Annotated in this window: 7 protein-coding genes and 2 pseudogenes; 8 read left to right on the top strand and 1 reads right to left on the bottom strand. The window is 73.5% G+C overall.

Translation table 11 applies throughout. The features are described 5' to 3' along the window. The 7 genes and pseudogenes from GTW67_RS34590 to GTW67_RS34620 form a co-directional block, all read left to right on the top strand. A pseudogene (locus tag GTW67_RS34590) lies at positions 1-541 on the top strand (hypothetical protein); the annotation flags it as partial. 84 nt (positions 542-625) lie between these two features. Then, positions 626-1,627, top strand: a complete 1,002-nt coding sequence (locus GTW67_RS34595; RefSeq protein ID WP_161168671.1) for an SDR family NAD(P)-dependent oxidoreductase — start codon at positions 626-628, stop codon at positions 1,625-1,627. A 33-nt stretch (positions 1,628-1,660) separates the two neighbouring features. Then, positions 1,661-2,374 carry a nucleotidyltransferase family protein gene (locus GTW67_RS34600; protein ID WP_161168672.1) on the top strand — a complete coding sequence of 238 codons (714 nt, stop codon included), beginning with the start codon at positions 1,661-1,663 and terminating at the stop codon, positions 2,372-2,374. A 7-nt stretch (positions 2,375-2,381) separates the two neighbouring features. Beyond that, positions 2,382-3,308: an NAD-dependent epimerase/dehydratase family protein gene (locus GTW67_RS34605; protein ID WP_161168673.1), complete on the top strand. Its 927-nt coding sequence runs from the start codon at positions 2,382-2,384 to the stop codon at positions 3,306-3,308. After that, positions 3,305-3,967, top strand: a complete 663-nt coding sequence (locus GTW67_RS34610) for a spherulation-specific family 4 protein (RefSeq protein ID WP_161168674.1) — start codon at positions 3,305-3,307, stop codon at positions 3,965-3,967. The genes GTW67_RS34605 and GTW67_RS34610 overlap by 4 nt, the downstream gene beginning before the upstream one ends. Further along, complete coding sequence (locus tag GTW67_RS34615; RefSeq protein WP_161168675.1) at positions 3,964-4,779, top strand: endo alpha-1,4 polygalactosaminidase; 816 nt, start codon at positions 3,964-3,966, stop codon at positions 4,777-4,779. Before GTW67_RS34610 ends, GTW67_RS34615 begins: the two co-directional genes overlap by 4 nt. Positions 4,780-4,804: 25 nt before the next feature. Beyond that, positions 4,805-5,134, top strand: a complete 330-nt coding sequence (locus GTW67_RS34620; protein ID WP_161168676.1) for an antibiotic biosynthesis monooxygenase family protein — start codon at positions 4,805-4,807, stop codon at positions 5,132-5,134. A 57-nt stretch (positions 5,135-5,191) separates the two neighbouring features. Here GTW67_RS34620 and GTW67_RS34625 read toward each other — a convergent pair whose 3' ends face one another. Then, positions 5,192-8,566, bottom strand: a complete 3,375-nt coding sequence (locus GTW67_RS34625; RefSeq protein ID WP_161168677.1) for a pyruvate carboxylase — start codon at positions 8,564-8,566, stop codon at positions 5,192-5,194. Positions 8,567-8,843: 277 nt separating this feature from the next. Here GTW67_RS34625 and GTW67_RS34630 point away from each other — a divergent pair. Further along, positions 8,844-9,402, top strand: a pseudogene (locus tag GTW67_RS34630) (CAP domain-containing protein); the annotation flags it as partial.

Raw genomic sequence — 9,402 nt, forward strand, 5'->3', positions numbered from 1 at the left:
GCCGGCGGTGGGGGCCGTGCGTCCGCGGCCGTCGCGGTCGCTGCCGTACGGCCTGTTCGGGCTGGCCGCCGGGGTGCTGGTGTTCCTGGCGGGCCGGGAGCAGCCGTGGGCGGTGGTCGTGCTGACCGTGAGCATGGGCCCGGCGGAGTGGCTGCTGTACCGCTACCGCGGTCTGTCGGTGGCGGCGCTGCGGGCCACCGCCACCCCGGCCGCGTTCCGGCTGCGGTCGGCCGCCGTCCTCGCCGGCTGCCTGCTGGCGTACGCCGGGCCGCTGGTGCCGGCGGCGCTGCTGGTGGACGCCGACCCGGTGACGACGGCTCTGCTCGCGGTGGTCCTGTGGACGTCGCTGCTGCTCCAGGCCTTCGGCGTCGCCTGGCCGCCCGCCGCCCTGTGCCTGACGGCCGCCGCGGGCGCCGGCGCGGTCGCGCTGTACGGACTGCCGGCCGGCGCCGCGGCCCTGCCGTCGGTCTGCGCGATCACCGCGCTCTGTCTCACCGGGTGCGTCCTGCGGCTGCTCGGCCGGCCGGCCGCCCATGCCTGACACCCTCAGCCGCCCGCCTCGACACCGCCGCGCCCCAGCGGCCCGTCCCGCCACGGAAACGCTCACCCACCGGAAGGACCCCGCGTGACCTCCACACCGCTCGCCGCCGTCACCGGAGCCGAGGGCTTCATCGGCTCCCACCTCACCGAGGCGCTCGTGGCCTCGGGGCACCGCGTGAGGGCCATGGCGCAGTACAACTCGTTCTCTTCCTACGGCTGGCTGGAGACCCTCTCCCCCGACGTCCTCGACCAGGTCGAGATCGTCCTCGGCGACGTCCGGGACCCCGGCTCCGTCCGGCATCTGGTGGAGGGCGCCGACTGCGTCTACCACCTGGCCGCGCTCATCGCGATCCCGTACTCCTACCGGGCGCCGCACAGTTACGTGGACACCAACGTCACCGGCACCCTGAACGTGCTGGAGGCGGTGCGCGCCCAGGGCACGCCGCGGCTGGTGCACACCTCGACCAGCGAGACCTACGGCACCGCGCGGACCGTGCCGATCACCGAGGACCACCCGATCAACACGCAGTCGCCGTACGCCGCTTCGAAGGCCGGCGGGGACCGGCTGGCCGACAGCTACCACGCCAGTTTCGACACCCCCGTGGTGACGCTGCGGCCGTTCAACACCTACGGCCCGAGGCAGTCCATGCGGGCGGTGATCCCCACCGTCATCGGCCAGGTGGCGGCCGGGGAACGGACCATCACCCTCGGCGACCTGCGGCCCACCCGGGACTTCACCTTCGTGGGGGACACCGCGCAGGCGTTCCTGGCGGTGGGCACCGCGCCCGCCGAGCAGGTCGTGGGCCGCACCTTCAACGCCGGTACCGGCGGCGAGATCTCCGTCGGCGACCTGGTGGCGCTGATCGGCAAGGTGATGGACACCGCGCTCGACGTGCGGGAGGACGCCGAGCGGCTGCGGCCCGCGAACTCCGAGGTGATGCGGCTGGTCGCGGACGCGACCCGGCTGCGGGCGGCGACCGGCTGGGAGCCGGCGCACGACCTGGAGCAGGGCCTCGCGCACACGGTGGAGTTCTTCCGCGACCCGGCCAACCTGGCCCGCTACAAGACCGGCATCTACAACATCTGACCCAGACCGGCACGTTGACCGAGGGGGAACCTCATGCACGCAGTGATCCTGGCCGGGGGCAAGGGCGTCCGGCTGCGGCCCTACACCACCGCGCTGCCCAAGCCGCTCGTGCCCATCGGCGACCAGCACGCCATCCTCGAGATCGTCCTGCGCCAGCTCGCCTCGGCCGGGTTCACCGGCTGCACCATCGCCATAGGCCACCTCGGTGAGATCATCCGCGCCTACGTCGGCGACGGCTCCCAGTGGGGCCTGACCGTGGACTACTCCACGGAGGAGAGCCCGCTGGGCACCATGGGGCCGCTGCTGACGATGCGCGAACGGCTGCCGGAGCACTTCCTGGTGATGAACGGCGACGTCCTCACCGACCTCGACTACGCCGACGTCCTGCGCCGGCACAGCACCTCCGGCGCACCGCTGACGATCGCCACGTACGCTCGCAAGGTGCACATCGACTTCGGGGTCCTGACCACCGACGCCAGCAGGGTCGTCGCGTTCACCGAGAAACCCAGCATGGACTACCGCGTCTCCATGGGCGTGTACGGGCTGTCCCGGACGACGCTCGACGGCTACACCGCCGGGCTGCCGCTGGGCTTCGACGAACTGGTGCTGGACCTGCTGCGGGCCGGCGACCCGCCGCACGCCTACGAGTTCGACGGCTACTGGCTCGACATCGGACGCCCGGACGACTACGACCGGGCGAACGCCGAGTTCACCAGCCGCAAGTCCCTGCTGCTCAAGGGAGCCTGAGCACCACATGCGCATTCTCGTTGTCGGCCACACCGGCTTTCTGGGCGCCCATGTCGCCGAGCGGCTCCGTGCCCTGCCGGGCACGCGGGTCCTCGGCGCCGGACGCTCGCCGGACGCCGACGTCCCGGTCGATCTCGCCGCCGACTCCGTCGAACGGCTCGCCCGGACGCTGGCGTCGGCGGCCGTCGACGCCGTCGTCAACTGCGCGGGCGCCACGGGCGGCGACGCGGTGACGCTCGCCGAGCTCAACGCCCGCGGCCCCGCCGTCCTGTGCGCGGCGCTGGGCCGGGCCCGCCCCACGGCCCGCCTGGTCCACCTCGGTTCGGCCGCCGAGTACGGACCGGGCGAGCCGCACCGCAAGGTGGCGGAGTCGGCGCCCACCCGTCCCCTCACCGCCTACGGCGCCACCAAGCTGGCCGGCACGGTCACGGTCGCCACGTCCGGCCTGGACGCCGTGGTGCTGCGCGTCGGCAACCCGGTGGGGCCCGGCGCCCCGGCCGTCGGCCTGCCCGGCCGGGTCACCGCGCTGCTGCGCGAGGCGGGCACGGACCCGGACGCGGTGCTGCGGCTCGGCGACCTGTCGGCGTACCGGGACTTCGTCGACGTCCGTGACGTCGCGGGGGCCGTCGAACGGGCGGTGACCGTGCCCGGCCCGCTGCCCGGGGTGCTCAACGTGGGCGGCGGGGACGCGGTACCGGTGCGTGACCTGGTCCGTATGCTGGCGGAGACCGCCGGCTTCCGCGGCCGGATCGAGGAGCGGGGTGCCGGGTCCGTCCGGTCCGGGCACGTGTCCTGGCAGTGTTCCGACATCTCCGCCGCGCGGGCCGCGCTCGGCTGGGAGCCGTCGTACACGCTCGGCGACTCCGCGTCCGCGCTGTGGTCGGCCGGCCCACCGGCACCGCCCCTCCGCGCCGAAAGTGACGTCCCGTCGTGAGCCTGCTGATCCCGCTGTACGTCCACCCGGCCGAGGACCCCGGCGCCTGGCACCGGCTGATCACCGCGGCCGACCGCACCTACGGCGTCGTCCTCAACCCCGCGAACGGGCCCGGCGAGGAGCCCGATCCGGCGTTCACCGCGGCGGCCGGGGCGCTGCGCGCGGCGGGCGCCCGGCTGCTCGGCTACGTCGACACGGACTACGGCACCCGCCCCGCGGCCGACGTCGTCGAGGACGCCCGGCGGCACCGGGAGTGGTACGCGGCCGACGGCTGCTTCCTGGACCGGGTGAGCGCGGCCAGGAGCGAACTGCCCGCTCACAAGGCGCTGGTGCGTGACCTGAGGCGGCAGGGCACGACGTGCGTGGTGCTCAACCCGGGGGTCCACCCGGCGCCCGGCTACGCCCGGCTCGCCGACCTGGTCGTCACCTTCGAGGGGCCCTGGTCCACGTACGTGTCGGCGTTCAGCCGGCCGGACTGGACGCGCCGGCACCCGCCCGAACGGTTCTGCCACCTGGTGTACGGCGTGCCCGAGGCCCTCGCCCCGCTCGCCGTGCGCACCGCCCGGGAACGGGGCGCCGCGGTCAGCGGGCCCGTGACGGGAGAGCCGCCCAACCCATGGGCCGCCCTGACGCCCGTCCTGACCGGGGCGCGGCGATGAGGAGGGCACGGGGGCTCGCCGCCGTGCTGTCCGCGCTGTTCCTCTCGGTGGTGACCGGCTGTTCGGGCGGCGGGGGCGGCGAGGACCCGCGGCCGGAGCCCACCTCGCGCGGGGAGCTGTGGCAGCCGCGCCCCGGGCTGGCCTGGCAGTGGCAGCTCGACGGCAGGGTGGATCCGTCGGCCGACGTCCCCGTCTACGACATCGACGGCTTCGAGAACGGCGCGGCGGACGTGGCCCGGCTGCACCGCGAGGGCCGCAAGGTGATCTGCTACATCAACGTCGGCGCCTGGGAGAGCTTCCGCCCGGACAAGGACGACTTCCCCCGGGCGGTGCTGGGCGCGCCCAACGGCTGGCAGGGCGAGCGGTGGCTCGACATCCGCCGGGTCTCCGTACTTCGGCCGATCATGGAGCGGCGGTTCGACATGTGCCGGGACAAGGGCTTCGACGCGGTGGAGCCCGATCTGGTGGAGGGCTACGACAACGAGACCGGCTTCCCCCTCACCGCCCGGGACCAGTTGGCGTACAACCGCATGATCGCGGAGATCGCCCACGAGCGCGGTCTGTCCGTGGGGCTCAAGAACGACCTGCCGCAGATCCCGCAGCTGGTGGACGAGTTCGACTTCGCGGTCAACGAGGAGTGCGCGCAGTACGGGGAGTGCGAGCGGCTGACGCCGTTCGTCGCGGCCGGCAAGGCGGTCTTCCACGTCGAGTACGCCGAGCCGACCGGCCGCTTCTGCCCCGAGTCGCGCCGGCTGGGGCTGTCCTCGATGCTGAAGAAACCGGAGCTCGGGGTCTGGCGCCGGGCCTGCTGACCACGGGGTGCGGCAGGATGGGGCCATGAGCGTAGTCAAGATCAACGTACTGACCGTGCCGGCCGAGCAGCGCGAGACGCTGGAGAAGCGCTTCGCGTCGCGTGCCCACGCGGTGGAGAACTCCGACGGCTTCGAGTGGTTCGAGCTGCTGCGGCCCGTCGAGGGCACCGACACCTATCTCGTCTACACGCGGTGGCGGGACGAGGAGGCCTTCCAGGCCTGGATGGAGGGCCCCATGAAGTCGGCGCACCAGGGCGGTGGCGCGCAGGGCGGCGAGCGTCCCAAGCCGGCGGCGAGCGGGTCCACGCTGTGGTCGTTCGAGGTGGTGCAGCAGGCGGCTCCGAAGAGCGAGTGAACGCGGCGGTGGCGCCCGGGACCGGGACCGGTCCTGGGCGCCACCGTCCATGCGCGGTCAGTTCAGTTCGACGAGGAGGTCGCCGCCCTCCACCTGCTGGATGCGGTTGATGGCGAGCCGGCCGACGGTGCCGGACTTCTGCGCGGTGATGGTGGCCTCCATCTTCATCGCCTCGATGGTGGCCACGGTGGCTCCGGCCTCCACGGTGTCGCCCTCGGTGACGGCGAGGGTCACCACGCCCGCGAACGGCGCCGCGACATGGCCCGGGTTGGCCCGGTCGGCCTTCTCGGTGACCGGGACGTCGGAGGCCGCGGCGCGGTCGCGGACCTGGATGGGCCGCAGCTGGCCGTTGAGCGTGGACATCACGGTGCGCATGCCGCGCTCGTCGGCGTCACCGACCGCCTGGAGCTCGATGAGCAGCCGCACACCCGGGTCGAGGTCGACGGTGTACTCCTTGCCCGGGCGCAGCCCGTAGAAGAAGTCCTTGCTGTCCAGGACGCTGGTGTCGCCGAAGCTGCCGCGGTGCGTGTCGAACTCGCGCGCCGGGCCGGGGAACAGCAGCCGGTTGAGCGTGGCCCTGCGGTCCTTGGCCAGCCCGGTGCGGTCGTCGGCGCTCAGCTCGGCCACCGGCTTGGCGTCGGCGCGGCCCCGCAGCGCCTTGCTGCGGAACGGCTCGGGCCAGCCGCCGGGCGGGGTGCCCAGCTCGCCGCGCAGGAAGCCGATCACGGAGTCGGGGATGTCGAACCGGTCGGGGTCCTGCTCGAAGTCCGCCGGGGAGACACCGGCGCCCACCAGGTGCAGGGCGAGGTCGCCGACCACCTTGGAGGAGGGCGTGACCTTGACCAGGCGGCCCAGCATGCGGTCGGCGGCGGCGTACATCGCCTCGATGTCCTCGAAGCGGTCGCCGAGGCCCAGCGCGATGGCCTGGGTGCGCAGGTTGGAGAGCTGGCCGCCGGGGATCTCGTGGTGGTAGACGCGGCCGGTCGGGGAGGCGAGGCCCGCCTCGAAGGGGGCGTAGACCTTGCGGACGCTCTCCCAGTACGGCTCCAGGTCGCCGACGGCCTGGAGGTCGAGGCCGGTGGGCCGCTCGGTGTGGTCGGTGGCGGCGACGATCGCCGACAGCGAGGGCTGCGAGGTGGTGCCCGCCATGGACGCCACCGCCCCGTCGACGGCATCCGCGCCGGCCTGGACCGCGGCGAGGTAGGTGGCGAGCTGGCCGCCCGTGGTGTCGTGGGTGTGCAGGTGCACCGGCAGGTCGAACTCGCGGCGCAGCGCGGAGACCAGGGTCGCGGCGGCGGGGGCGCGCAGCAGGCCGGCCATGTCCTTGACGGCCAGCACATGGGCGCCGGCGTTCACGATCTTCTCGGCGAGCCGCAGGTAGTAGTCGAGGGTGTAGAGCTTCTCCGCCGGGTTCGACAGGTCGGCCGTGTAACACAGGGCCACCTCCGCGATCGACGTGCCGGTCTCGCGTACGGCGTCGATGGCGGGCCGCATCTGGTCGACGTCGTTGAGGGCGTCGAAGATGCGGAAGACGTCGATGCCGGTGGCGGCGGCCTCCTGCACGAAGGCGTCGGTGACCTCGGTCGGGTACGGGGTGTAGCCGACGGTGTTGCGGCCGCGCAGCAGCATCTGGAGGCAGATGTTGGGCACGGCCTCGCGCAGGGCGGCCAGCCGCTCCCAGGGGTCCTCGGCGAGGAAGCGCAGCGCGACGTCGTAGGTGGCGCCGCCCCAGCACTCCAGGGACAGCAGCTGGGGCAGGGTGCGGGCGACGACCGGCGCCACCGCGAGCATGTCCTTGGTGCGCACGCGGGTGGCGAGCAGCGACTGGTGGGCGTCGCGGAACGTGGTGTCGGTGACGCCGATGACGGGTGACTCGCGCAGCCAGCGGGCGAAGCCCTCGGGGCCGAGCTCGGCGAGCCGCTGCCGGGAGCCGGCCGGGGGCTCACCGGCGGGCAGCGGCGGCAGCTTGGTCAGCGGGTCGGCCAGTTCGGGGCGTTCGCCGTGCGGCTTGTTGACCGTGACGTCGGCGAGGTAGGTCAGCAGCTTCGTGCCGCGGTCGGCGGAGTGCCGGGCGGTGAGCAGGTGCGGGCGCTGCTCGATGAACGACGTGGTGACCTGCCCGGCCTGGAAGTCCGGGTCGTCCAGGACCGCTTGGAGGAAGGGGATGTTGGTGGCGACGCCGCGGATGCGGAACTCGGCGACGGCACGCCGGGCGCGGCCCACGGCGGTGGCGAAGTCCCGGCCCCGGCAGGAGAGCTTGACCAGCATCGAGTCGAAGTGCGCGCTGATCTCCGTACCGGCGTGGGTGGTGCCGCCGTCGAGGCGGATGCCCGAGCCGCCGGGTGACCGGTAGGCGCTGATGGTGCCGGTGTCCGGGCGGAAGCCGTTGGCCGGGTCCTCGGTGGTGATACGGCACTGGAGGGCGGCGCCGCGCAGGGTGATGTTCTCCTGGGCGAGTCCGAGGTCGGCCAGGGTCTCACCGGCGGCGATGCGCAGCTGGGACTGGACGAGGTCGACGTCGGTGACCTCCTCGGTGACCGTGTGCTCCACCTGGATGCGCGGGTTCATCTCGATGAAGACGTGGTTGCCTTCGCGGTCGACGAGAAACTCCACGGTGCCGGCGTTGCGGTAGCCGATCTGCCGGGCGAAGTTCACGGCGTCGGCGCAGATCCGCTCCCGCAGCTCCGGATCGAGGTTGGGCGCCGGGGCGAGCTCGATCACCTTCTGGTGGCGGCGCTGCACCGAGCAGTCCCGCTCGAAGAGGTGGATGACGCCGCCCTCGCCGTCGGCGAGGATCTGGACCTCGATGTGGCGGGGTTCGACCACCGCCTTCTCCAGGAAGACCGTGGGATCGCCGAAGGCGGAGGCGGCCTCGCGGGACGCCGCCTCGATGGACTCGCGCAACTGGGCGGGCTCCTCGACCCGGCGCATGCCGCGCCCGCCGCCGCCCGCCACGGCCTTCACGAACACGGGGAAGCCGATGTCGTCGGCGGCGCGGACGAGTTCGTCCACGTCGTTGGAGGGGGCGGAGGAGCCCAGCACGGGCACGCCCGCCTCGCGGGCGGCGGCCACGGCACGGGCCTTGTTCCCGGTCAGCTCCAGGATCTGCGCGCTCGGTCCGACGAACGTGATGCCCGCCTCCTCGCAGGCCCGGGCCAGCTCGGGGTTCTCGGACAGGAAGCCGTAGCCCGGGTAGACCGCGTCGGCCCCGGCGCGGCGGGCCGCGCGGACGATCTCCTCGACGGAGAGGTAGGCGCGCACGGGGTGCCCCGGCTCGCCGATCTCGTACGCCTCGTCGGCCTTCAGCCGGTGCAGCGAGTTGCGGTCCTCGTGCGGGAAGACCGCGACGGTGCGCGCGCCCAGCTCGAAGCCGGCGCGGAACGCGCGAATCGCGATCTCGCCGCGGTTGGCGACCAGCACCTTGCGGAACATGGTGGATCCCTTCAGCCTGCCGGTGACAAAAGACCATGGTGTCGGTGGCACCGCCGGTACGCCATGTGAGCCGGGCCACTCCCACGGGCGTCCGGTGCACCGGATTCCTCAGCGGACTCTGTCGGCTTCCTTAAGGCTTCTTGAAGATGACCTTCGAGGTGCCGTATCCGCACCGTGCCCGCCCTAGGCTCTCGGCAACCCCCCACAGTCCCGGTGGACGCCCAGGCGTCCACCGGGGTCTCCCCTGCACCGATCGACAAGCCGAGGTGTCCTGCGCATGGGTTCCCGCCGAGCCGCTCGCCCGTCCCACTCCCACGCACGCCCCCACCGCGGACTGAGGACGCGCGGCACCGTGCTGGTGCTCGGCGTCGCCGTCACGGCGGGCGTCGGTGTCACGCTGGCCGTCTCCGGCGGTGACGACGGCGGCGCCTCGGACCGGGTCACGACGAGCGCGGCCAGTGCGCCGAACGCCGAGGTGGCGGCGGGCGGTGAGGCGGCGACGGTGTCCCCGTCGGCGAGCCCGAGTGCCTCGGCGAGTGCCTCGCCCCGGGTGAGCGCCACGCCCAGTGCCTCGCCGTCGAGGACGGCGAGCCCGACCGCCGGGCAGACGAAGAAGACCGCGCCCGCGTCCACGGCTCCCGCGAGGGCGACGGTGAAGAGCAGCACCGACCGGTCCGCCGGCGGTGGCGGCGGCACGGGTTCCGGCGGCGGATCGGGCTCCGGCTCCGGCTCGGGGTCGGGTTCCGGCGGGGCGAGCGGGGCCGAGGCGCAGGTCCTCGCGCTCGTCAACAAGGAGCGGGCCTCGGCCGGCTGCTCGCCGGTCACCGCGAACGACC

Origin of the sequence: Streptomyces sp. SID5910 (assembly GCF_009862125.1) — a bacterium.
Lineage (GTDB): Bacteria > Actinomycetota > Actinomycetes > Streptomycetales > Streptomycetaceae > Streptomyces.

Bases quoted from the DNA above. Each gene is read 5' to 3' on its own strand.
- GTW67_RS34625 (WP_161168677.1), bottom strand. From the start codon at position 8,566: ATGTTCCGCAAGGTGCTGGTCGCCAACCGCGGCGAGATCGCGATTCGC.
- GTW67_RS34620 (WP_161168676.1), top strand. From the start codon at position 4,805: ATGAGCGTAGTCAAGATCAACGTACTGACCGTGCCGGCCGAGCAGCGC.
- GTW67_RS34615 (WP_161168675.1), top strand. From the start codon at position 3,964: ATGAGGAGGGCACGGGGGCTCGCCGCCGTGCTGTCCGCGCTGTTCCTC.
- GTW67_RS34600 (WP_161168672.1), top strand. From the start codon at position 1,661: ATGCACGCAGTGATCCTGGCCGGGGGCAAGGGCGTCCGGCTGCGGCCC.
- GTW67_RS34605 (WP_161168673.1), top strand. From the start codon at position 2,382: ATGCGCATTCTCGTTGTCGGCCACACCGGCTTTCTGGGCGCCCATGTC.